The sequence below is a fragment of the Rhodococcus sp. 14C212 genome, from assembly GCF_011058195.1.
In the GTDB taxonomy this organism is placed as follows: Bacteria; Actinomycetota; Actinomycetes; order Mycobacteriales; family Mycobacteriaceae; genus Rhodococcus; species Rhodococcus aetherivorans.
Genome location: NZ_JAALEH010000014.1, coordinates 1 through 23,810 on the forward strand (window position 1 = coordinate 1; position 23,810 = coordinate 23,810).

The window sequence follows — 23,810 nt, forward strand, 5'->3', positions numbered from 1 at the left end:
GGTCGAGGGGGATGCTGTGGATCCGGGAGACCAGCGACAGCAGCTCCGCCGGCGAGCCGGATCCGGGCACGGCGGCGTGCCGCACGTGATAGCCCAGATCCACCTCGTCCGCCCGGGACCAGCAGGGATAGCCCAGGCCGCGCAGCGGCCGAGCCGGGCGCCGGCGCAGCACCTCGGCCACCTCGCCGTGGGTGAGCAGCGTCTCGAACAGGCGGCGGGCGGGCGCGTCGGGCGCGTCCGGGGGTGGCTCGAACACCGCCAACGCACCCAGGTGCAGCGGCCGGGACGGCGTCTCGAGCAGCAGGAACAGGGCCTCGGACACGCTCATCGCCGGCATGGCACTCTTCTCCTGGACGTGGTGATCTCTCGCGGGATCCGACCGGGCACCCTCGGGTTCGCTCGCTACCGTGCATACCGCCCCCGCCGCCCCCCGAGCACCGAAACCGCCGTATCCGCCGGCGATGTCTCCCAGCCGCCGACGACCGGTCACGGCGACCGGCAGGGCCCCCGGGCGGGACCGTACCCGGGTGGGTATACTGGGGCTGCACCGGTGGCGACACCGAGTGCAGGAACTGCCACAGCCCGCCTCTTCTCCCCCCTGCAGGTGGGGCTGTGGACTCGGGCCCGCGCCCGAGGCGGATGCCCTGCCCGACCCCCCGGGGCAGGGCATTCGTGCGCGTGGGGGCGAAAGGTCGCCGGAGGCGTCGCGACAGAGCGGGCCCGGCACCGGTGCGCCGCAGAACGCCGGTGTTCTGGCCGCGGCCCGGCGGAAAGCGGCATGATGGAAGGGTGACGCCTGCGTCGCCCGCGGCCGGTGACTCCGGTCGCCCCGGACCCGCACGCGAGGACGCGAGGCGTTGTCCGACAACATCATTCACTCGAAAAGTGCGGACCACCCGATACGGTGGCCGGACCTGCGCCCGGTCGCAGCCGCCACCGGAGTATTCCGCCCGCCACCGGAGTATTCCGCCCGCCACCGGAGAACCACCGGACCGTCGGCCGCCTCGCGGGACGAGCGTCGATCGAAGGAGATCGCTCATGCGAGCGACACCCGGACGGCCGCCGGCGTCGCGGCCGGCTATGTCCTCGGTCGCCGGCGCACGCTGCGCACGGCGGTCATGCCGGCCGGGGCCGGGTTGACCGGACGGTTCCCCGACCCCGGCGGGTCGCTTTCGGGCCGGGGGACCGCCCTGCTCGGGGGCAGCTCGCCGCAGGCGTCCGAGCCTGGGGCGGCGACGTGGACGTTCACCGGGACAACTGCGACAGTTCCCGGTCCTCGTGCGCGCGGGAAGTGAGCCGGCAAAGCACGGAGACGAACGGTGCCGACGTCGGCTCCCCGTCGACGGCACCGGTCCCGGTGCGCACTGCCGTCGGCACCTCCCGGGTAGTGGTACGGGAGGTGCCGGCGGCTCCAGATCGACCCCGCTCGGCCACCCCTCGGCGGCCGGGCCGGGTCCAGAGGCAGGTCAGGGGGTCATTGCAGGGCGTGGCGGGCAGCGGCGAACACCGGACTGCTCACCGAGGTGACGAGCGCGACGTGCGCCCGAGTCAACTCGCCGATCCAGCCGGGTCCGCTGAGGGTGCCGACCCGCTCCTCCAGCGCGAGGAGGGTGTGCAGGGTGTTTTCGTAGGTGTCGAGGGTGAGGGTTCCGGTCAGCTTGGCGGTCGCGAGGAGGTTGTCGTTGACGGCGCGGAACTGTCCGGCGGAGTCCGCGACGGTCGCGGCGAGACCGGTGCCGGCCTCGGGTTCAGGCTCGGGTTCGGGCTCGGTGGCCTCCACCGCGAGAGCGGCGGCGATTTCGGTGGCCTCGCTGGCGGCGTCGGCGGCGATCTCCAGTTCGCTGGCGTCGTCGGCGGTGCTTGAGGGCCCGCTGACGCCCGGTGAGGCCGCGACCGTCTTCGGTGTCGCCGGGGCAGGCTTGGAGATTGCGGGCGCGGTCTTGGGGTTGTTGGGTGTTGCGGGGGACGTCATAGGTCTCCTCCGGTGGGGGTCGCGTGTGGTCACGGACACCTCGACGGTAGTCGAGATCCCTGCCGGCGCAAGGGGTTACCTTAGGGCACAGGTAACAGCGCGGGTGCGGGTGACGCGGTGGTGCCCGATCGGCGGGTGGGCGGAGGCCCGTGCGGGGGTGGCCCGGTGCGGCCGGTTCTATGCTGCGCGGCGAGCGGACGGACAGCGGCGCGCTGTTCACGGGGTGCGCGTGTGGATCGTCCGGCCGCGTTGTTCTTCGCGTTCGGCGCCGTGATGCTGCTGGTCAAGGCGGTTGCCAGGGCCGGGCTGAGCCTCGGGGGCGTTTGGTCTGCTGAGGTGGATCTTTCAGATAGGACACGGCGCCGGACTCATCGGCGGGGACCCTGAATCGGTTCAGCGGACTTTGCTCATGGGCGTCGTGTTCGCCTGTCCACCGAGGATGAGTCCTTCCGGTTCCGAGGGCCCGGCCTGCGCCACCGGGCCGCCGCGAGGAGCAAAGGGACACGTGCTGCCACGGGCGGACCCCTGAGCGTCGGGCAGGCCTGCGCTGGGCCCAGTTCGTGGGTACCAGGATCGATGGGGGAGTGAGGGGGTTGCTCGGTGTTCGAGACGGCAGGACAGCAGCACACCTGGGGTGGGGCACTGTGCGGGCGCCGGACGCGACGCGCACAGGTCGCGAGCTCAGCCGGCGGCCGGGAAGTACCGGGCACACCGGGAAGTACCGGGCTGAGCAGTGCCGTGGTGCGCCGGTTCGCGCGCACCACGACGAAGGACCATGACGGGGTGGGGCCGGCTCTCAGCGGTGGGCGTGGCGGCGTCCGGTGACGGCCTTGAGCACGAACAGCAGGATCAGTGCTCCGAGCAGGCACGTCAGGAAGCTGAAGATCAACCCGCCGCCTTTGACATCGACCCCGAACAGGCTCAGCAGGAAGCCGCCGATGAGTCCGCCGACGACGCCGACGACGATGTTGAGCAGGATCCCTTGTTGTTCGTCGGTGTGCATGATCTTGCTGCCGATCCAGCCGGCCAGTCCGCCGATGATGATCCAGCCGATGATTCCCAGTCCGAGCATCGTGGATGTCCTTTCTGCCGCACCGTCGAGATCCTCGGCCGGTGCTGGTGGCGCGTCGAACTCGATGCCGACGGCCCTGTGTTGCGACGGGTACCCCGACGACGGCCACCCACACCTGCACCCAGATCCCGAACAGCACATTCGTCCTGTCCGCAGGTTCTGGTCCTCGAACATCCGGCCGGCACGGGCGGCGACCGCATCGTGGGCGCCGGGGCCGGACACGAGAAGGTCGCGGCCGTGCACCTGTCCTGCGAACAGGTCTACCGCCTGGTCACCCGCACCCCGCAACGGCTGAGCCTGGGCACCCTCGCTGCGCTGTGCGGCATCGTCGACGGCGGAGTCGACGACCTCATCGAAGTTGCTGCTACCGACGAACCGGTCCGCACGAAAGCGCCACCCCCCACCTCCTCTGCGACGATTCTGTCCCCCGCTGTTTCCGAGGGCTGCGTCCTTTCGGGCTGCGTCCTTTCGCGATCTTCTCCGTCTGATCTGGTACCCATCCCCCCGGATCCAGGAGTCACCGTGACCAACCCCCAACGAGTTCGAAAACCCGGTAACGGATCGGACGGACGCAACACCGCAGGCTGCGGCGCCCGCGTGTTGCAGTACCGAACGACAAACCACCTGCTGCGATCACAGCGAGAAGGCGACGTGCTGCGGTCCGGCGGCAACGGCGAGCGGCGGGTGCGGGTGCCGGTAATCCTCATCATCGGGCAGCACGGCGGTGCGGTGCGAGCGATGGGGGCTCGCACCGCACCGCTGTCCGTGCGTGATGGCGTGCAGACGATTGAACGCTGACATCAGAGCCGGTGTGCCGGTCTACCGGTCCGCCGGTGGGGTGGCTCCGCAGGCGCAGGATCCGCCGCGGGGCTGGTAGTCGTGCACGTGGCCGGTGCGGTCCTGGCTGATCCGACAGCACGCGTGCAATTGGGCCTGGAGAGCGGCACGGCCGCGCTGGACCCGGGATTTCATCCCGGACACCGAAATTCCCGCCTCGTCGGCGGCCGCGGCGTGGGTGCGGGCGTCGAGGTCGACCATCTTCACCGCCGCGGCCTGCTCGGCGGGTAGCCGGGAGAGCATCGGCACCAGGCAGGAGGCGAGTTCCTTCTCCGCCGCCTCGTCGGCCTCGATTTCGCCGTCGGGAGAATGGTCGGGGACGGTGTCGACGGCCAGTTCACGCCGATGCGCCGCCGACCGGTAGTAGTCGGTGATCGCGTTGCGCGTGATGGCATACATCCACCCCAGGAGCCGGTCCTGCTCACGCAGATCGTCCAAGCTCTTGGCCATCCGCAGAAACACGATCGACAAGATGTCATCGGCGTCCTCCGGGCGTGAGACCCGGCGGGCGATGAACGCCCGCAGATCGGCGGAGAAGCGGCGCCAGAGCTGATCGAGATCGGCTGGTACCGACTGGGATGTCGTCGCGGTGGTGGCCGTGTCCTCGCTCATGCTCTATGGTTCCTCTCCGTCTCCAGCATCCCTGTCCGGCGGCGCGGTGGCGACCCCCCAAGGGATCATCGCGTACAGGTACCGACGGCGGTCACCACGAAGGGACGCACCGTGCGTCCGAATCCGGGGTGCCTCGTCGGTATGGGTGACGATGTCGATCTCCGGTGTTCCGGTTCGACGTACCGGTAGAAGCGCGGTGAGGAGGTGAGAGCAATGCTGACCCTGGAAACGTAGCGCGCAAGCCCGGTCCTTCAGCCAACCGTCGCGGTGTCGACGAACCGGTGCGGTTCGTTGACGACCTACCCCGCACCCCGGCAGTCTGGGGAAACGACTGATCACGCTGGGCTGTCGGGTCCTCGTCTATCGCGGTCGGTTCAGGTTCGCCAGTACGGCGTTCGCCGCTCGTTCGCCTGACGTGGCTGCGTCGGCGAGCGACGGCAGATCGAGCTGGTAGTCGCCGGCGAGGTAGATGGGTCCGAGCGGATCACGCAACGTCGGAAGCGAGTTCCTCCGCCCGGGCGCCCAGAAGGGCACGACCCGGCGGTGGCGCCGCACGATGCCCTCGCCCAGTTTCCCTTCCAGCTCGGGGAACACGGCGAGTAGGTCCTTGGCGAATCGCGACACGATCTCCTCGTCGGGCAGGTCGAGCAAAGAGTCGGCCTGAGCGCCGCCGGCGAAACAAGCCAGGGCTCCACCCGGTTTTCGCTTGTCGCCGCTCCGCATCGCCGCGGCGTGGTTGAACATCGCCTGGAATGACAGTTGCGGCGTAGAGACGCCGAGGTGGTCGTCCCAGCGCTGCGGCCCGACTTCGTCGGTGAAGAATCCGACGATCACGTACCGGCCGTAGGTGATGTCGTTGAATGCGTTCCGGTGCTGCTGCGGGAGATCCGGGATGATCCGCTCGGCGATGTCGGCGGGTGTGGTCACGATCGCGCGTTTGGCCCGCAGCCGCACCGGTCGGTCACCGTCGTGATAGTCGACGACCACGCCGTCACCGTCCTGCCGCACCGAGTGCACCGCCGTGTTCAGCCGGATCCGGTCACCGAGATCCTCCGTCAGCACGTCGGTCAGCGTCTGGTTGCCACCCACCGGCAGCGAGAAGTTCGGGATCTTCGCCGGGTCGGCCAGCGCGAGGCCCACCGACGTGACGAACTGGGTGGCGGCCGTCTCCTCCACCTCGCATCCCATCCACTGCGCCGACCACGACCGGACGACAGCGGCGGCCAGCTCCGACCGGACTCCCTTGAGTAGGTACGACGCCAGCGTGGTGTCGAGCCTGGCGCGAACCCGTTGCGCGATCCGGCGCTGCGACTCCAGGAACGGCATCACCGCCAGGATGCGTGCACCGACCATGGCCATCCCGAGACGGTCCAGCATGGTCATCCGTGTGCGGAACATGAGCGCGACGGGATTCGAGGTGTCGCTCACCCCGCCGTTCAGGTACAGCGCGATGCTCTTGCCTGCGAGCGAACCCATCTCGATGCCGTGCCGGTTGAGCGCATCGATCAGCGTGCCTGTGCCCTCGGTGAACTGGGTGCCGACATTGATCCAGTAGTCGCCCTGCCGCACGGTCTCGACTCGCCCGCCCGTGCGATCGGTGGACTCGAGCACAACCACGTCGATCTCCGGCGCCAGCGTGGTCGCCGCCGTCAAACCTGCCATTCCGGCGCCGACGACGACTACCTCGGTGGTCTCTTCGTGGGCTGGGTGCGTTGTCATAGTCGTTTCCTGGCTGTAGATCGATCGGAAGGGAAGGGCCGGCGAATTGCTGCCGACCACCGGTCGCGGTCAGCGACGCTTCGAACCTGGTAGGGCCACGGCCTGGCTCAAGCCGTGGCTGGAGCGTCGCTGCTGACCGCTTGGGCGTCGACGCGCTTGTTGTGGGCGTCGAACGCCCGGTAGGCGCGGTAGTAGACGAACATCTGCAGGCCCCAGGTGGACAGGGCGAAGATGTAGAAGATCGTGTGCTCCGCGTCGTCGCCCGGGATGTGGACGAAGTCGTAGGTCGCGGCGATGACGAACCCGCAGGCGGTGGCGACGGCGGCCCACACAGCATGCCCGCGCTCGCCGATGTTCCACAGGCGCTGGACGAAGTAGGTCAGGAACATCGTGGTGAGCACGTTGGCCACGATGTAGAAAATCTTGCCGGGCGTGCCGATCTCCTCAGCGAACTGGCTGAGGACGATGCCCACCACGGTCGCGAGAGCGAACGCGCTGATGTCCACCGCCGCGGACGGCTTGTACCGGTGGGTGACCTTCATCAGTCCGAGCACCAGGATCAGCGTGATACCGATGGACCGGGAGAAGGCGTCCAGGAAGTATGCGACGGCGTACATCGGGCTGTCGTGACCAGCCTCGACGAGGCCGTAGATCAGGAAGTTCGTACCCGACGTCGCGACGATGATCCACTCGATGCCGAGCAGATAGTTCTTGTAGTTCCGAAGGAACTTGATTCCGTAGGTGAATCCGACGGTGATCATCCAGATGTCCGCGGCCGCGAAGAGCAGTTCTCGGATGGACATGGCCTTCTCCTTGCGTGGTGACATCAGCCGTTCGGATGAGCGATGAAGAATCCGAGCAACCGGGTCGGGGCGATTTGTTATTTCGTCAGGGCTGCCAGGCGGTCCGAGGCGCGATCGGCGAGCCAGCCTGCGTACAGGGCGGGGCGGCTGACGAAGCTGCGTCGGAAGTGCTTGCGGCCGTGCCAGATCGCCGCCAGATCGTCGTGCAGCGCCGCGCCGCTGATCCGGTCTGCCAGCAGATGGCCCACGTACTGTGCCTGGGCGAAGCCGTGGCCGTTGCAGGCGAGTGAGTAGAGCACGTTGTCGGAGGCCTCGCCGGCGACGGGGAGCCACGTGGAGCTCATGCCGATCCAGCCACCCCAGGCCTGCTGCAGCGGGACGTCGCGCAGGCCTGGGAATCGCTCGTGGAATCCGCGGACGAGGTCGTCGGCGACGTGCTGGTCGGGGGTGCGGTCCGGGAGGGGGGTCCGGCCGGTCTGTAGGCGGCGGGTGCCGAACACGATGGTGCCCCGGGGGGTGAGGCGGTAGTTCTCGAGGATCATGTGCAGCGTGACCATCGGGGCGCGGCTGGTCCAGCCGATCTCGTCGAGTCGCTCGGGGGTGACGGGTTCGGTCTCGACCAGGGAGGTCCACACCGGGGTGGCGAGGTTCTTCGGCGCGATGGACAGGCCCGCGCTGTCGGCGTTGGTGGTCAGCAGTGCTTTGCGAGCCCGAACCCGTCCGTCCGGGGTGTCGACGGTGACCCCGCCGCCGGTGTCCGTGACGTCGCGGGCGGGGGTGTGCTCGTAGACGCGCACACCGGACGCGATCGTCGCGGCCCGCAGGCCGAGGACGAACTCACCCGGGTTGAGCGTGCCGCCGACGCCCTCGCGCACTCCGCCCAGGAATCCGTCCGGAAGGCCCGCCGCACGACCCTCGACGAACTCGGCCGACGATCCGGCCTCGGCCAAGACCTTCGCGTTGCGGCGCGCGCGCCGCAACTGCCCCTTGGACACCGCGGCCATCACGATGCCGGCCTGCTGGTAGCCGCAGTCGATCCCGTGGTGGGTGATGGCGTCCTCGGCGAAGTGCACCGCGTTCTCGGCGTACCGGTACAGGTTGCGCAGCCGCTCAGGCTTGAGCAGTAGACCCAGCAGCTCCGGGTCGGCGGCGACCGAGTTCGTGATGTATCCGGCGTTGCGGGAGCTGGCGCCCCAGCCGAGGGTCTGTGCCTCGAGGAGGACCACGTCGGCGCCCTTCTCGGCGAGGCGGAGGGCGGCCGACATGCCGCCCCCGCCGCCTCCGATCACCACGACATCGCAGTCGATGTCACCGGTCAGGGGTGGTTCGACGGTGGCGGGTGGTGGGGCCCAACCCGTCTCGTGGATCAGTTTCATGACGCTCGCTCCTTCCCGGCGGGGATGACCGCGGTGCCGCGAGCGCGCACCGCGACCAGCGGCGATTCGAGGACCTCGGACCGGCCGGAGTCGTCCGCCGCGCGGCAGATCACCCGGAGCTCGAAGTCGACCGTGCGGCTGCGGTTGCCTTTTTTCACCAGCGTGGCCTCGGCCTCGACGACGTCGCCGCCGCGGACCGGGGCGAGGAACTCGACGGACGAGTAGCCGGCGAACAGGCCCTCGTGGCCGTCGATCTCGATCGACAGGTTCGTGCCGACGTCTCCGAACAACTTCAGGGCGAAGGCGCCGTCGACCAGATTGCCCGCGTAGTGCGCGTCGGAGAAGGCGACGTAGCGTCGGTGGACTGCCGTGCTCATGAGATCTCCTGATGGATGGGGCCCAGGTGGCGGGACTGTGCCTCGCCGTCGAGTTGGATGCCGGGGTAGCCGCGTTTGGCGATCTCGGTGCACATGCGGCGGTACTTGCCGACGCCGCCCACGTAGCCCATGAAGGTGTTGGGCTTGCCGGCGACGTTGGAGCCGCGGTACCAGGAGTCGGTGGTGGCGTACAGGGTGGCGGCGACGGTCTCCTCGGTGATGTTCACCCAGTCGTTCTGGCCCTCGGCGGTGGCCTCGACGACGGTGGCGCCGCAGTCGCGGGTGTGCTCGAGCAGGTCGGCGATCCAGTCGACGGCCTGTTCGATGGTCATCACCACGTTGCTCGCCAGTGCGGGGCTCTGCGGGCCCCCGATCATGAAGAAGTTGGGGAAGTCCGTGGTCATGATCCCGAGGTACGTGCGGATACCGTCGTGCCAGGCCTGTTGCAGTTTCCGGCCGGAGGCGCCGGTGAGGTTCAGCCCGTACAGGGGGCCGGTGAAGGCGTCGAACCCGATGGCGAGCACCACGGCATCCGCCTCGTACGTCCCCGTCGAGGTGACGATTGCGTTCGTGGTCATCGTCTCGATCGGCTCGTCGCGCAGCGACACCAACGACACGTTGGGCCGGTTGAAGGTCTCGTAGTAGTCCGTTCCGAAGCAGCTGCGCTTGGCGCCTAGAGGGTGGTACTTGGGCACCAGCAGTTCGGCGGTGGCCGGATCCTTGACGATCTCCCGGATCTTGTTGTGGATGAATTCCGAGGCGGTCCGGTTCGCCTCGACGTCGGTGAGCAGGTCGGCGAACTCGGCACCGACGCCGTTGAAGCCACTGAGCTCGTAGGCCGCCTCGTAGCGCCGCTGACGCTCCTCGTCCGACACGTCGAAGGCCTTGTCGGCCGCGGGACGGTCGGGGATGCCTCCGGGGGAGTGTCGGCATTCCTCGCGGATCGTCGGGTAGTTGCTTTTGATGGAGTCGATCTGCGCTGGGGAGAGGTCGGTGTTGCGGGCCGGCATTACGTAATTCGGGGTGCGTTGGAACACGGTGACGTGTTCGGCGACCTGTGCGATCAGGGGGATGGCCTGCACGCCTGAGGATCCGGTGCCGATCACGGCGACACGCTTGCCGGCGAGGTCGTCGAGCGGGATGTTCCACCGGCTGGTGGACACCTGGAGACCGGTGAAGTTCTCGAGGCCCGGCACGTCGAAGTCCTTGGGGGTGGACAGGCCGCCGGCGCCCGAGATCAGGTAGCGGCTGCGGCGGGTCTCGCCGTTGTCCAGCTGCACCTCCCACAGCCGGTCGGCCGCGTTCCATCTCGCGCCGACCACGCGGGTATTGAACGTGAAGTGCTTGCGCAGGTCGAAGCGGTCGGCGACGTGGTTGATGTAGCTGAGGATCTCGGCCTGCGGTGCGAATCGCTGGCTCCACGTCCATTCCTGCTGGAGTGCCTCGTCGAACGAGTACGAGTAGTAGATGCTCTCGACGTCGCAGCGGGCCCCCGGGTAGGTGTTCCAGAACCAGGTGCCGCCGACGCTGGGGCCGGCTTCGAAACCGGTGAAGGTCCACCCGGCGGTGGTGAGCCGGTGGGAGAGGTAGAGCCCGGAGAATCCGGCGCCGACACCGATGACATCGACGACCGCGGTCGTCGAGGAGGGGGTGGGGTTCATGGCATGTGTCGCTTTCATCGAAACGGTCAAATGACTGAATCAAATGACTTAGAAGAAGTAGACCAGTGGTCCCGGTCACAGTCAAGGGGTGTGGCGAATGCAGCCGCAGTCGCTACATCGGAAAATCGGGTGCGTCGACGCCGACCACGCGGTCGCCGCAGAACACCCGGACGGACTCCCCGGGGGCGTGACCGCCGATTCCGGAAGTACCCCAGAAACTCTGGGCCGAGCCGTCGGCGAGATCGGCGATCTTGGCCCCGTTGACACGCACCTCACCCGCCAGCACCCGGGATCCGAACTCGATCGCGCGGTCCAGATCGCCGCCGAACACGTACGCGTCGAGACCCGAGGGGTCGGCGTTGGCAACGCGCAGGGCGTCCTCATCGGACTCCACGGCATGCAGACTGATCAGCGGCCCGAACAACTCGGCGGTCGCCACCGACGCGTCGACTCCCGACGCGACGGTGGGCGAAAGGAAGAACCCGTCGAGTGTGGGCAGCTTTGCGGGCTGATGGATGCTCGCACCGTGAGCCCGCAGCTCGTCGATCCGGCTCTGCAGCGTGGCGAAATGCGGGGCGTTCGAGATCGGACCCAGCTGCGTGTTCTCCTCGAGCGAGTGCCCGATGTCGATACGGGAGATCCGATCGAGCAGCGCGTCGAGCAGCGGCTCGACGAGCCTCTTGTGCGCCAGCACCTTTCCGGGGCCCTCGCACCACTGACCGTTGAGCTTGGTCATCCCGTCCAGGATCGCGTCGGCGGCCACGTCGATGTCGGCGTCGTCCAGCACGAGGGCCGGGTTGTTGCCGCCGAGCTCGAGCTGGAGCACCTTGAAGTCTTCGGCCGCCGCGCGGGCGATCGCGCGGCCGGCGTTCGGGCCGCCGGTGAACGAGACGATTTTCACGCGGTGATCGCCGGTGAGTGCCGCGCCCACGTCGCCCGCGCCGTGGACGAGCTGCAGCGCACCGTCGGGCAGGCCGGCCTCGACGAAGCACTCGACGATGATCTGGGCGCTGCTCGGCGCGTGCTCGGACGGTTTGAGGATGACGGGGCAGCCGGCGGCCAGCGCGCTCACCATCTTCGCGGCGGGGATGAAACTAGGGCCGTTCCACGGGGTGAGGATGGCTGCGGGGCCCCACGGAACCTTGTACAGCCGCACGTCGCGGCCGCCGGCCTCCAGCGCCGTGCGACGCGGGATGGTGCGCAGATCCGCCGCCGACGAGCGGATCCGGTGCGGAAGGAACTGCGCGACCATCCGAGCCTTCGCGATCGGGACGCCGCTGGTGAGAGCATCGGTCCGGGCGATGTCCTCGATCCGGGCCTCGACGACGTCGGCCGCACGCTCGATGACCGCCGCGCGTTCCTCGCTCGCCGCGTCATCCCAGCGTCGGAAGCGGTAGAACCGCTCGGCATGGCGTAGTGCGCGCTCCACGTCGTCCGAGCTGGTGGTGACGGCGCGGTGGACGGGTTGGCCGGTGTTGGGATCGAGATTCCACGCCTCCGGGATCGTCCGGCACTCGGACCACTCGTCGGCGATGTAGTTGGTCGGCTGGGGCAGGTGCGGGTTCGACATCTGCGGCTTCCTTCGGTGCGTCGGTGGGGGCGGGGTCGGTGTGCTCACACGGTGAGGTCGGCGACGATGCGGGTCACCTCGCCCGACCCCATCGCTTCGAAGCCCTTGTCGATCTCGCGGAACGGGATCACGTCGGTGACCATTTCGTCGAGCAGCAGGCGGCCCTGCAGGTACAGACGGGCGAACTGGGTGATGTCCTCGTGGGCGTGGCCCGAGCCCATGTAGGAGCCGATGAGGCGCTTCTCCCCGAAGAAGAAGTCCGAGGCCGGCACCGTGAGGTCGGTGCCGTCGGGGGCGATGCCGACCAGGCATGCGGTGCCCGTGGCCCGCAGGACCGACAGTGCGGTCGCCGCGGTACGCGCGGAACCGACGGCCTCGAACGAATAGTCCACGCCGTCGCCGAGTACCGTCCGGATCTCGGTGGGGACATCGACCGCGCCGTTCACCACGTGTGTGGCACCGTACGTACGGGCCGCCGCGAGCCGGGCATCGTCGAGATCCACGGCGACGATCGCCGAGGCACCGGCGAGCCGCGCCCCCTGGATGATGGCCGACCCGACACCGCCGCAGCCGATCACGGCCACGGTGGCGCCAGGGCGTACCTGCGCGCCGCGGAAGACGGCGCCGACGCCGGTGATGATGCAGCACGACAGCAGGCACCCGACGTGCAGCCCCACCTTGTCGGGCATTTTCACCAGCGCGTTCTCCCGCATCAGGGTGTGGCGGGAGAACGCGCCGACGTCGCCGAGCCGCTCGACGACTTGACCTCCCGGCAGCTGGAAAGCGGGGCGGGGCCGCTGCCGGATCTGCGCGACACGCTGGCACTGCGTCGAGTGCCCGGCCTGGCAGTTGCGGCACCACCCGCACGAGGGCGTGAGGGCGCCGACGACGCGGTCACCCGGACGCACCGAGGTCACCGCGGAGCCGACCGACTCGACGACGCCCGCCACCTCGTGCCCGACCACCACGGGCAGGTCGGCGCCCACGGTTCCGGTCATGTAGTGCAGGTCGCTGTGGCACAGGCCGACATTCGAGACCGCCAAGCGGACTTCGTTGGGCTCCGGGTCGTCGACCTGGATCTCGGTGAACTCCAGCGGTTCGTTCACCGCGGTGAGAAGTGCTGCTTCGGTGGTGATCATCATCGTCTCCGCTCTCGAGTGCTCTGTGCGGGCGCCGACGGCGCCGCGTTCTTCGATGTCCACAAGCTCCCGATGCCTTCGGTGAAGGCGCCGGACTCCCAGGCCTGGCGGGCGGCGTCGTCTTCGCGGGCGAATGCGGCCTCGATGTCTTCCGGGTACGGCCGCAGCAGACCCAGATGCAGTGCGGTGATGCGAGGATCGCAGTTCCACTGCCGGATCACTTCGACCGCGCGGTCCAGCAGTGTCTGCGGGGTCACGATCTCGTCGAGCAGCCCGATCCGTAGGGCTTCGTCCGCGCCGATCCGCTCGGAGCCCAGGATGATGCGCATCGCGTGGTTGCGTACCAGGCGGCCCATCAGGAAGCTCGAGGCGTTCGAGATGATGATTCCGCGGTGGTTTTCCGGCTGGAAGTACTCGGCCTCGGGGGTGCCGATCCGCGAGTCGCAGCACAGGGTGACCTCCGAGGCGCCGCCGACCGCGATCCCGTTCACGGCCGCGATCACGGGAACCTTCGTCTCGAGAATTGCGCGGGTGATGTCGTGGAAAGTCGCGACGGCCTCGCGAATCTCGTCGTAGCTGGTCGGCACGGTCTGCAGGTCCTCACCGGCGGAGAAGGCCCGCCCGGTGCCCGTGAGGACGATTCCGCGGACGAGATCACCCGTTCCGAACCGGCGGATCGTCTGCGCGAGCAGCACCCGCGTGGCCACGTTCATCGCGTTCAGCTTCGCCGGGCGGTTCAGGGTGAGCACCGCGACGTCGTGGTCGAGGTGGGTGTCCAGGTAGTTGTCGGTCATGTCTGGTTCCTCAGTTGCCGTTGCCGTTGCCGTTGCCGTTGCCGGCGGTGCGCGGCGGCTGCAGGTCGTACGTGGTGCCGGGATGCTCGGCGGAACGCGCCTCGAGCGCCGGCTTGGACACACGCTCGGACGGGGTGCGCGGAAAATCGGCGACGAACTCGACGTAGCGCGGAACCTTGAACCGCGCCAGTTGGGTTCGCGTGCCGCCGATGATTCGCTCTGCCGTCGCGCGGCTCTCCTGCACGCCGGTGGACAGCTGCACAAAGGCCTTGACTTCCTCGCCGAACAGCTCGTCCGGGACGCCGACCACCGCCGCCGCGACGACGGTGTCGTCGCATTCGAGGACGCGTTCGACCTCGGCGCTGGAGATGTTCTCCCCGCCGCGGCGGACCATGTCCTTGAGCCGGCCCACCAGGCGGTAGCCGTCCTCCTCGCGGACCGCGACATCGCCGGTGTGCAGCCAGCCGTCGCGCAGGACCTGCGCGGTGTCGTCGGGCCGGTTCCAGTAACCGAGCATCATCGGTCTGCCGGAGGTGATCAGCTCACCGGATTCTCCCTCGGCAACCTCTCGGCCCTGCGGATCGACTATCCGGACCTGCTTGGTCGGAACCGGCCGCCCCAGCCGCCCACTGCCGACGTCCGCCGTGCTCTCGGGCAGGCTGACCAGGTCGACCCCACTTTCGGTCATCCCGAAGATCTCCCGCCACGGCGCGCCCCAGCGCTGTTCGAGCTGCGCGTGCAGCGGGACGGGGATGGCCGAGCACAGCACGAGGCGCAGATCGTTGTCCCGGTCCTGCGGGCTCGGCGGCTGCTTGAACAGCAGCGTGGGCATCGAGCCGAGCACGTAACAGAACGTGGCCCGGTGTCGGCGGACGTCCGCCATGAAACCCGAGGCGGAGAACCGGGGCAGCACCACCAACGGCGCGCCGATCGTGAGGCACAGCGCGGTGTTCCACTGCGGGTCCATGTACGAGAACGGTTGCGAGGTGAGTACGACGTCGTCGGCCCCCAGGCCCGCCGCGCTCGCACAGACCCAGCCCAGCCGGACCCAATAGTCATGGGTCAGCATGCACGCCTTCGGGAATCCGGTGGTCCCCGAGGTGTACTGGAGGTTCGCGAGCGTCTCGCCGGAGACGGCGACCCGCGGCCGGTCCGCCGGATACTGCGCGAGCTCGTCACACGATGCGGCTTCGACGATCCGGACGTCGGCCAGATCGTCGCTCGCGGCGCGCACCTCTTCGGCAAGCGGGATGTGCGCGTCATCGGTGATCAGCACCCGAGCGCCGGAGTCACGGAGCACGAATTCGAGGTCTGCGCGCTGATACGACGAGTTCACCGGCACCGTGACGCCGCCGGCCTTGAGGATCGCGAGCCAGGCGATCGGCCACTGCACCACGTTGGGCAGCATGATCGCGACACGGTCACCGACCTGGACATCGTCATGGTCGATCAGTCGGTGGGCCAGTCCGGACGTCCACTCCTCGACCTCGCCGAAGGTCCAGGACTTGTCGCCGAACCGGAGAAACTCCCGGCCGGTGGAACGCTCGGCTCGATCCGTTAGGAGGTCGACGAGGTTGTCGATCGGCGGGTCCTGTGCCATCCGGGTCAGGACGGGCGCGCGTTCTGGTCGAAGTGCTTCGACTCCGGTCATGGTCATCCTCTTCGGGCTGGTCGGGTGTGAGGCGGCGCTGATGCGGGGTGCAGCTTCCGATCTCATGTCGTGAGGGTGCATCCGCGATGAGCTCGTGGCCTGGGACCCTCCGATCGCCGAGGGCGCCGGACTGTGGGTTCCGTCATAGTGTAGAAGAACATAGTCATATGATCAAGACACACGACTGTAAGAGGTGCCGGGTGCCTCTTTTTCCTGGCCGGGCTGGCCGGCACGGCTATTTCTTTCGGCCCCCGGCGCGGCCCAGGTGGTCACTACGCTGGTGGGACGGCTCCTGCTGGACTGACCCGCCCGATCGCCTCACTCTGGCCGAGCGTGCTCATGTCGGTCGTTCTCGCTGCTCTTCGGGTGCGGGTCGCACCGAGGGGGAGGCCGGCGTCGATGGACGTGCAGTCAGCGCGCCCGAGCACATCGGGCTGGTAGCGTCGGATTGACTTGATCAGTCGTTCGTATTTGATTCGCCAGGAGGCACGTATGGCTCGCATTCCCGCCGCTGAACGTCGCGCCGAACTGGTGGCAGCGGCCGTGCGCATGATCGCCGCCCACGGGGTGGACGGCGCCACCACCCGCCGCATCGCGCAGGAGGCAAACGCTCCGCTGGCCACGCTGCACTACTGCTTCGCCACGAAGGAAGCGCTATTCGCGGCGGTCTTCGATCACGTCGCCAGTCGATACCGAGAAGTGCTGACGCACAACGATGTCCATGGCGACGTGGCGACCACCGCGCGCACTCTGCTGCGCGGCCTGCTGGAGTGGTACGTGGCGAATCCGGACTTCGGCGCGGCGATCGTCGAGCTGATCAGCTGGGCCCAACGTCAGGAGGACAACCAGGCCGAGATGGTGTACAACGAAGCATTCGCGACCATGCGGCCGATCCTCCAGGCCGCCGCGGCCGCTTCGGATCAGTCGGTCGACCCGAAAACCCTCGACGAACTGACCTACCTCGTGTCCGTATTGTCGGACGGCTTCGCGCTGAACTGGCTGGTGTTCACCGACCGCACAGCGGCGGAGCCACAGATCGACGTGGTCCTCGGCGTGCTCGACGCCTGGATGGCCGCACACCTCGGCGAGGCCTCCGGGCCGCCGGTCCGGGCCTCGAAGACTTCGCCCGAGCAAACCCTGCGTTCGCTCGGGTCCTGGGTGAGTGTGGATTGATACCGAGCCGACCGAAGGACAACTGTCGGCCGCCATCTTTCGGTGGCGGCCGACAGTCTTTCCCGGGTCAGATCCGCTGGTGGCCCTCGGCGACGATCCAGCTCAGCGCCGGATCGTCGCGCTCCATCCACTCGGGATGCCACTGGACACCGAGCACCGCCGCTCCCGGCAGCTCGACCGCTTCGACGACGCCGTCGGCCGCGCGCCCCGTGACCACCAGGCCGGTACCGCAGCGCTCGACCGCCTGGTGGTGCCACGAGTTGGTCACAGCGCTGGCGCCGAACAGTCGTTCCGCGATCGAGCCGGGCGCGAACGCCACCTTGTGGTCGTCGGCACCGTCGGTGAGCGGACCCGAACCCGACAGGTGCTCGACGGAGCCGGACGGGAGGTCTGCGATCAGCGTGCCGCCCAAGGCGACGTTCAGGATCTGCAGGCCCCGGCACACCCCGAGGACCGGGATGTCTCTGGCAAGTGCGGCATGCACGAGCGCGATCTCGTACGCGTCCCGGTCGGGGTCGTGGACCATCGGATCGTCCCGCGGATCCACGTCGCCGACCACCGACAGATCGCCACCCCAGCACGCGGGGTGAACGTCCTGGCCGCCGGTGATGACCACGCCCGCCAGCCAGTGGCACAGTGCCCCCGGGTCGGCATCGTAGGGCAGGTTCACCGGAATCCCACCGGCCCTGGCAATTCGGTCCGAGAAGTCGGACATGAAGGCGTCAGCGAACAGGTGACCGTAGCGCTGGTCCAGGCCGCCCACCAGCCCCAGCCGCAACCGCCGGCCGGTGAGGCCGATCATCGGCCGGACGGTGCCCGGTGTCGCGTTCCCCGCGCTCACGGGAACTCGAAGTATCGCGCCGACTCCCATTCGGAGAGCTCGGCGAACGGATCGCCGCCCGTGGTGTGGAACTGCATCCACTCCCAGCGGCGCGTGCCCACCCAGTAGTCGACGAACTCGTCCCCGAGCTGTTCGCGCAGGATCGGGTCCATCTCGAGAGCAGCGGCCGCCTTGGTGATGGTGTCCGGCAACCGCTCGAGGTCGGGCACACACCACGCCATGTCGGTGACCGACTCGGGCGGCTCAATCGCGCTATCGAAGCCGGCGATCACCCCGGCGAGAATGGCCGCGACCGCGAGGTACAGGTTCGCGTCGGCGCCGGGAACGCGGTATTCGAGGCGGGAGTACGCCGGGTGCCCGCACACCGCGCGCACCGCGGTGCTCTTGTTGCTGATGCCCCACGTGACCGTCGTCGGCGGCCCGCTCAGGTCCACCAGGCGGCGGTACGAGGTGATCTGCGGCAGCATGATCGATGTTGCACCCCGCATCGTCGCAAGGAGCCCGCCGACCGCATGCCGCATCGTCGGCGACGGCCCGTCCGCGGCGTAGAACGCGTTGGCCCCGTCGCGCTGCAGGGACAGGTTGACGTGCGAGGCCTGGCCGTACCCGGCCGTCGGCTTGGCCATGAAGGTCACGGTGTGACCGAGTTCGAACGCCACCTCGCGCATCACCTGCCGGGTGCGAGCCCAGGCATCGCAGACCGAGATCGGGTCACCGGGAACCAGGTTGAGTTCGACCTGGCCGGCCGCATCCTCGTCGCTCCACGCCTCCCACTCGATGCCGATCTCGCCGAGGCGACGGGAGACCGCCGACATGTAGTCGACCCAGTCCTTCGACTTCGCCAGGTGGTACGCGGTTCCGGCGGAACCACCGAGCGGGGTCAGGTCGCGATATCCCTTGGCGCGGGCCTCGTGGATGGACTCCTCGAACAGGGTCGCCTCGATCTCCACCGCCACGGTGGCCGTGAAACCGCGCGTTGCGAGTCGGTCGACCAGCTTTCGGGCCAGATTTCGCGGACAGGTCCCGACCGGGGTGCCGTCCGCCTGCCAGTAGTCACCGATCACGGACTGCAGACCCGGTTCCCACTGCACCAGGGTCGACATGTCGGGCCGGAACTGCAGGTCGGCGAGGTGCCCACGCCAGCCGGGGTAGGCGAATCCGAACGTCGGCGCGTTGCCCAGGTCGAGACCGAACAGCAGATCGGCGAACGCGAAGCCTGAGGCCGCGCCCGCGGCGAACTTCTTGGGCGCCACGTTCTTTCCGAGGAACGAGCCATCGTGATTGGTGGCCTCGAGACGGACCGTGTGGACGGCGGCGTCGCGCTCCGTTGCGGTGGCGGCGATTTCAGACATCGTAACGAACCTTCCAGGATGCGGCGACCAGCACCGACAGCTGAGATAACGTGCCGCGCACGCCGATCAGACCGGTCGACAGGGCGGCGATCAGGTCGTCGGCGCCCGTGAAAATGCCGGCCAGCAACTCCGGGGGGCCGGCGATCGCATAGTGGGTCTCGCCCTCGCCGACGACCAGCTGGGCCACACCGTCGGGGCCGTCCGCAATGGCGACGAGCACGTCGGGGATCCCCGGTACCGATCGGGCCGCGGCCCAGAACGTCTCCGCGGCGACCCGCCAGTCCGGTAGCGGCGGCGACAGCAGCGCCAGCGCCCTAGCGGGGAAATCATCGTCGCCTGCGACAACAGGCGCGCCGACGAGGGCGAGCCGCGCGTCCAGGTCGACGGTCAAAGTGAGGTCGGGCTCGACGAACACACCGCTCGACACCGCGACGACACCGTCCGAGATGCGGATCGTCGCAGCCTGCGGGGTGTCGTGGGAGCGGACGGCGACTGTGCCTGCAACCCCTGCCACGACGGCGTCCGCACCGTCCGCGCGGACGGAATCGGCGATGGTCCGACCGATCAGCCGGACGATCGGACTTGCATCGTCCTCGATCCGAATGTCGACCCCGCCGCCCGCGTCGTCCCCGCGTGTCGCGGGGACGATCGTCGTTTCGGTCATCCTTCTGTCCTTTCGAGTCGACGAGATCGTGTGCGCGGTACACCGTCGGCAGCGGATCCCGGTTGGAATGTGACCAATCATAGTCAATCGTCTTGGTCATCTGACTATGATGATGAGGCACAGATCACTTCTTGTCAAAGACTTGCGAGGTTCCCGAGATGAACGACAACGCACCCGCCTGGTGGAATCTGCTCGACGACGATGCCAAGGCCGCGGCCCGGATGATCACCCAGGTCCTGCAGAAACCCATCCGACGGCTGGGACCAGAGCAGACCCGGGCGCTCCTGAACACGGCTCCACCCGCCGAGCCGATCACGCCGCTGGACCAGGTCCAACAACTGACCGTGCCGACTCGTGCAGGTACGATCCGGGCTCGCCTGTACCGCGCGGACAGTGCCGGCCGTGACGGCAATACTCCTGCCCTCGTCTACCTGCACGGCGGCGGTTTCGTCCTGGGAACCCTGAACGGAGCCGACGAACTGTGCCGCGCGATCGCCGCCGGATCCGGCTGGACGGTCGTGTCCTTGGACTACCGCCTGGCCCCGGAAAATCCATACCCGGCAGCACTGGAAGACTGCATCGACGGCTACGGGTGGCTGACCCGGACAGCACCGGAGCTCGGCATCGATCCGGGGCGCCTCGCGGTCGGGGGCGACTCCGCGGGCGGCAATCTTGCCGCCGCCCTGTGCCTGTACCGACGCGACGAGCGCAGCCCCCTCCCCGTCACCCAAGTGCTCGCCTACCCCGCCGTCGACGGGGCATTCACCGCGCCGTCGTGGTCGGACTTCGCCGATGCACCGCTGTTGAGCACTGCGGACGCGCGCTGGTGCTGGGACCAATACATCGGCCCAGGGCACCAGACGGACGACCCACTCGCGGCACCCATGCGCGCCGAGTCGCTGCGCGGCCTGCCGCCCGCCCTGATCCTGACCGCAGAGGTCGACCCGATCCGGGACGACGCCGAGGCATACGCGGCACGGCTGCGGCGCGCCGGCGTCCCCGTCTCACTGACCAGGTATGCCGGCGTCTTCCACGGATTCTTTACTGAGATCGGCGTGTTCGCGCAGTCGAAGCAAGCGATCGACGAGGTGTGTCTGCATCTGCGCGAGCTCGCACGGGCGTAGCTCCGCACCCGTGGGGCGGTTGCGACGCTGAATAGCGGGGGATCGCGCCCCACCAACGCAGATCCGAGGGCTGGCGTCGACGACGGAAGAAGGACGGCTCCGCCCCCATTTCAATGACGGTTCGGTCCCCCGGTCACCACCGCAGAACGGGACTGCGGCATCGACAGGTGCGGGTGATGGTGAAAGTTCTCGTCGTCGGTCATGTCAGGACCTGGCAGCAGCGGCGACCGGCTAGCCTGCCCCAGATGAGATTCCTGGTCGGCTGTTCCTACGTCAGCGTGGTGTGCGCATTGTTGATCGCAGGGTGGGTGCTTCCCCAGCTGGTGACGACCGGGTCCATCACTGTCGGCGGCTCCCCGGCGTTCGAGCCGCTGTTCGTCTATCCCGGACCGGTCGGGTTCGTCGTCTGCATCATGGCCGCCGCGGCGTCGTTGATCTTGTTCGGGCGGCGGCGGCTCACCTCGGCAGGTCACCGCCTCATCGCGGCCGGCCAGGTGGTGACGGTTGCGTTGTTCGCCATGTGCATTGCATCGCCGTGGCTGCCCTCGGCGACCGGGTGGGAGCTCGTGGCCCTGCCCGGAGCATTACTGATCGGTCAGACCGCAGTGGGGGCCGGACTGGTGGTGTCGAGATCACCGAGGCGTCCCTCACTCACGCGCTCGTTCGGCGTCGGGAGGATCGGCCGCGCGTGGAGGAGTCAGCGCCGTGGGGTGAGTGCGACGATCACACCCAAACGCAATGAGGCGAGGTGGATTTCGCGGAGCCTGCGGGCAAGAAGTCCATCCGCTGGCCGGGCTATCCACAGCCGGGTTTGAATCGCACGGCCGCGGGCGGTCACGGTGGGGCGTGCACCTGATGGTGTGTCGACTCGTCTTCGCGTCACGGGAGAGCAGGCGCACGATCGGGTGCTTGCCGTCCCCTACGGGTAGATCGAGGTGCACATGCCAGTCCCACGTTCCCGGCGCCGCCGCGCGGTGGCTCTTGTCGCCAGCGCCACCGTGGCCGGCGGCTGCATCGCGGTGACCACCCCGGCGCTCGCGCACGCCGCCCCCACCGACTGTGCTGCCACGTTCAATCTGTTCATCCCCGGCACGTGGGAAACCGACGAACACGCCGACCCCGGTCGGCCTGTCGGGATTCTCGCCCCCGTCGCCGAGGCACTGCAGCGCACCCACGGCGCCGCCGCCGAGATCTACACCTTGCCGTACATGGCGCGCGCATTCGACAACGGCCACACCTACGCCGACAGCAAAGCCGACGCCCTCGACCGAGCCCAACATGTGCTCGCGACAACCGCCGAGCGGTGCCCCCGCACCAGGTTCACGATCACCGGTTACTCCCAAGGCGCCGACGCCGCTGGGGATCTGGCCTCGGCGATCGGCCACCACCAAGGCCCGATCCCCGCGGAGAAGGTGCTGGCCGTCGGGTTGCTCGCCGACCCGCGTGCCGGCACCGACGGTGCGGCCGTCGTCGGCCCACCCAGCTCCGGGGACGGCATCGCCGACCCGCGCCCGCAGGGCATGGGCGCGCTCGCCGGGCGGGTGGCGTCGATCTGCGACCCGGGCGATCTGTACTGCTCGATCAACAAAGGCTCGAACCCCCTGCTCGGCTCGCTCGGCTCGATCCTGAGCACCACCCCCGGCGCAGCCAGCGCCGATGCAAGCGCCACCGCGGTGGCCACCGCCCTCACCTCCGACTTCTCCCGTGCGGATCTGCCCGCCCTCGGCGCGAACATCGGCGCCCTCGGCCAGCAACTGACCTCCCCGACGGTCGATCTGCAGCACGTGTCCCACCTCGCCACGACAATCCGGGACACCCTCACCCCGCTGGCCGAGCTGCTCGACTCCGGCGCCACCAATCCGGCCGCCACCGCCCGCCTCACCGCCACCGGACCCGACTCGGCCGAGCACAGCGCCGCCCAGGTCCTCGACCGCGCCCACCGGGCGGACCTGAGCGGAGCCCTCACGGCCGTCACCACCATCGCGGACACCGCCACCACACTCCTCGACACCGGGGCGCCGACCGTGCCGGCGAATTCACCGCAGGTGCAGACCCTGGCGTCGATCGCCGGTCCCCTCGACGGGCAGCTCGCACCCCTCGCGTCCACCCCGGCTGAGACGCTGTCCGCCGCCCCGCGCGTGCTGTCGGTACTCAAACCCACCGTCGTGCTCGATCAGGTCCTCACCGTCGCCACCGGCCTCACCTCGCTCGACGTGCCCGCCATCCTGCACAACCTGACCCTGTTGCCGCAGAAGGTGGCCGCGCTCGATGCGCGCGGCGCCCACCAGATCGCGGGGGAGCTCAACAACCAGTTCGCCCCACTGGTGAAGATGGCCGCCGGCGTCGACCTGAGCTGGGTCTCCCAGGTGCTCGCGGTCATCCCGGACCCGTCCGGGGTCACGCAGATCGCCGCGCTGGTCGTCTCGATCCTGGCGAACGTCGACATCATCCGGCTCGCCACCCTGGTCGGACAGATCCAAGAGATCGCCTGGACCGCCGTAGAGAAGCTGCTGCCTCCACCGGGGCAGGCGCCGGATCCGGTCGGTGCCGGTGCGGTGATGACCGGCCTGCTCCCCGTCGGCCTGGACCTGGCGTCGGTAGCGGTGACCATGCTCTCCGGCAAAGCCACCCAGACCCCGCCCGAGCTACTGGGAAAACAGCACCCCATCGCCGACACCACCACTACGCCTCAGACACAGAACCCCGATCTACCGGCACTGGCCGGATCACTGACCACCATCGCCGAATCCCACAGCGTCGAAGGCCTTCTCACCCTCGTCGGTGACGGACTCGAGGCCGCGAGCTTCTTCACCTCCGGCGCTCACACCAACTACCAGTCCCTCGTCGTCGACAACGCCGGCCGCACCGCCCTCACCTGGCTTGCCGACTGGCTCAACCTGCAGATCGGACGCGCCGCATGACCCGGCGCCTGCGCGACCACACCTCCACTCGCAGGCAGTGGTGCGCTTCCCACCATCGCCCCGGTGACTGCTGCCGTCGCGATCCGAACGCCGCTCGCCCACGCCACCACGGCGACCTCCGACTACACCGTCGTCGTCCCACCGACCATCGC

At 68.7% G+C, this 23,810-nt stretch carries 20 protein-coding genes and 1 pseudogene; 5 read left to right on the forward strand and 16 right to left on the reverse strand.

Features of this window, described 5'->3' with window-relative positions; translation table 11 throughout:
- The 3 genes from G6038_RS09170 to G6038_RS09180 all read right to left on the reverse strand — a co-directional run.
- Positions 1-328 (reverse strand): wax ester/triacylglycerol synthase family O-acyltransferase (locus tag G6038_RS09170; protein ID WP_240918368.1); only part of this gene is annotated, 328 nt, incomplete at its 3' end.
- A gap of 1,146 nt (positions 329-1,474) precedes the next feature.
- On the reverse strand, positions 1,475-1,972 hold the full coding sequence (locus tag G6038_RS09175) for a hypothetical protein (protein WP_165037377.1): 498 nt from the start codon (positions 1,970-1,972) through the stop codon (positions 1,475-1,477).
- 796 nt (positions 1,973-2,768) lie between these two features.
- Positions 2,769-3,044: a GlsB/YeaQ/YmgE family stress response membrane protein gene (locus G6038_RS09180; RefSeq protein WP_165037378.1), complete on the reverse strand. Its 276-nt coding sequence runs from the start codon at positions 3,042-3,044 to the stop codon at positions 2,769-2,771.
- Positions 3,045-3,281: 237 nt separating this feature from the next.
- Between G6038_RS09180 and G6038_RS31245 the strand changes: the two are divergent.
- Positions 3,282-3,422 (forward strand): annotated as a pseudogene (locus tag G6038_RS31245) (helix-turn-helix transcriptional regulator); the annotation flags it as partial.
- 441 nt (positions 3,423-3,863) lie between these two features.
- Here G6038_RS31245 and G6038_RS09195 read toward each other — a convergent pair.
- The 10 genes from G6038_RS09195 to G6038_RS09240 all read right to left on the reverse strand — a co-directional run bounded on the left by G6038_RS09195 (position 3,864) and on the right by G6038_RS09240 (position 15,583).
- Entirely contained in the window at positions 3,864-4,493 is a 630-nt protein-coding gene (locus tag G6038_RS09195; protein ID WP_165037379.1) for a sigma-70 family RNA polymerase sigma factor, read from the reverse strand.
- 360 nt (positions 4,494-4,853) lie between these two features.
- Complete coding sequence (locus tag G6038_RS09200; protein ID WP_165037380.1) at positions 4,854-6,212, reverse strand: NAD(P)/FAD-dependent oxidoreductase; 1,359 nt, start codon at positions 6,210-6,212, stop codon at positions 4,854-4,856.
- Positions 6,213-6,319: 107 nt separating this feature from the next.
- The gene (locus tag G6038_RS09205; protein ID WP_165037381.1) at positions 6,320-7,015 is read right to left on the reverse strand and encodes a transporter; all 696 of its coding nucleotides are present in this window, start codon (positions 7,013-7,015) and stop codon (positions 6,320-6,322) included.
- A gap of 77 nt (positions 7,016-7,092) precedes the next feature.
- Positions 7,093-8,391, reverse strand: coding sequence for an FAD-binding oxidoreductase (locus G6038_RS09210; RefSeq protein ID WP_165037382.1), 1,299 nt, complete (start codon positions 8,389-8,391; stop codon positions 7,093-7,095).
- Positions 8,388-8,768, reverse strand: a complete 381-nt coding sequence (locus G6038_RS09215) for a hotdog domain-containing protein (RefSeq protein WP_050035242.1) — start codon at positions 8,766-8,768, stop codon at positions 8,388-8,390. Before G6038_RS09215 ends, G6038_RS09210 begins: the two co-directional genes overlap by 4 nt.
- Positions 8,765-10,429, reverse strand: coding sequence for an NAD(P)/FAD-dependent oxidoreductase (locus G6038_RS09220; protein WP_165037383.1), 1,665 nt, complete (start codon positions 10,427-10,429; stop codon positions 8,765-8,767). The genes G6038_RS09215 and G6038_RS09220 overlap by 4 nt, the downstream gene beginning before the upstream one ends.
- 112 nt (positions 10,430-10,541) lie before the next feature.
- The gene (locus G6038_RS09225) at positions 10,542-11,999 is read right to left on the reverse strand and encodes an aldehyde dehydrogenase (protein ID WP_165037384.1); all 1,458 of its coding nucleotides are present in this window, start codon (positions 11,997-11,999) and stop codon (positions 10,542-10,544) included.
- A gap of 44 nt (positions 12,000-12,043) precedes the next feature.
- Positions 12,044-13,138: a Zn-dependent alcohol dehydrogenase gene (locus G6038_RS09230; protein WP_165037385.1), complete on the reverse strand. Its 1,095-nt coding sequence runs from the start codon at positions 13,136-13,138 to the stop codon at positions 12,044-12,046.
- Positions 13,138-13,932 carry an enoyl-CoA hydratase/isomerase family protein gene (locus G6038_RS09235; protein ID WP_165037386.1) on the reverse strand — a complete coding sequence of 265 codons (795 nt, stop codon included), beginning with the start codon at positions 13,930-13,932 and terminating at the stop codon, positions 13,138-13,140. The genes G6038_RS09230 and G6038_RS09235 overlap by 1 nt, the downstream gene beginning before the upstream one ends.
- Before the next feature lie 10 nt (positions 13,933-13,942).
- The gene (locus tag G6038_RS09240) at positions 13,943-15,583 is read right to left on the reverse strand and encodes an AMP-binding protein (protein ID WP_240918369.1); all 1,641 of its coding nucleotides are present in this window, start codon (positions 15,581-15,583) and stop codon (positions 13,943-13,945) included.
- Between the two features lie 492 nt (positions 15,584-16,075).
- Here G6038_RS09240 and G6038_RS09245 point away from each other — a divergent pair, with 492 nt between their 5' ends.
- The gene (locus tag G6038_RS09245; RefSeq protein WP_165037387.1) at positions 16,076-16,756 is read left to right on the forward strand and encodes a TetR/AcrR family transcriptional regulator; all 681 of its coding nucleotides are present in this window, start codon (positions 16,076-16,078) and stop codon (positions 16,754-16,756) included.
- A 67-nt stretch (positions 16,757-16,823) separates the two neighbouring features.
- Here G6038_RS09245 and G6038_RS09250 read toward each other — a convergent pair whose 3' ends face one another.
- From G6038_RS09250 to G6038_RS09260, 3 genes are read right to left on the reverse strand one after another with little or no spacing between them, the layout of a single operon-like run.
- Positions 16,824-17,597, reverse strand: coding sequence for a gamma-glutamyl-gamma-aminobutyrate hydrolase family protein (locus G6038_RS09250; RefSeq protein ID WP_165037388.1), 774 nt, complete (start codon positions 17,595-17,597; stop codon positions 16,824-16,826).
- Entirely contained in the window at positions 17,594-18,949 is a 1,356-nt protein-coding gene (locus G6038_RS09255) for a glutamine synthetase family protein (protein WP_165037389.1), read from the reverse strand. The genes G6038_RS09250 and G6038_RS09255 overlap by 4 nt, the downstream gene beginning before the upstream one ends.
- Complete coding sequence (locus tag G6038_RS09260; RefSeq protein WP_165037390.1) at positions 18,942-19,613, reverse strand: hypothetical protein; 672 nt, start codon at positions 19,611-19,613, stop codon at positions 18,942-18,944. Before G6038_RS09260 ends, G6038_RS09255 begins: the two co-directional genes overlap by 8 nt.
- Positions 19,614-19,771: 158 nt before the next feature.
- Here G6038_RS09260 and G6038_RS09265 point away from each other — a divergent pair, with 158 nt between their 5' ends.
- The 3 genes from G6038_RS09265 (at position 19,772) to G6038_RS09275 (ending at position 23,658) form a co-directional block, all read left to right on the forward strand.
- Complete coding sequence (locus G6038_RS09265; RefSeq protein ID WP_165037391.1) at positions 19,772-20,737, forward strand: alpha/beta hydrolase; 966 nt, start codon at positions 19,772-19,774, stop codon at positions 20,735-20,737.
- A 245-nt stretch (positions 20,738-20,982) separates the two neighbouring features.
- Complete coding sequence (locus tag G6038_RS09270; RefSeq protein WP_165037392.1) at positions 20,983-21,552, forward strand: hypothetical protein; 570 nt, start codon at positions 20,983-20,985, stop codon at positions 21,550-21,552.
- Positions 21,553-21,678: 126 nt separating this feature from the next.
- Entirely contained in the window at positions 21,679-23,658 is a 1,980-nt protein-coding gene (locus G6038_RS09275; RefSeq protein WP_165037393.1) for a cutinase family protein, read from the forward strand.
- The last annotated feature ends 152 nt before the right edge of the window (positions 23,659-23,810 follow it).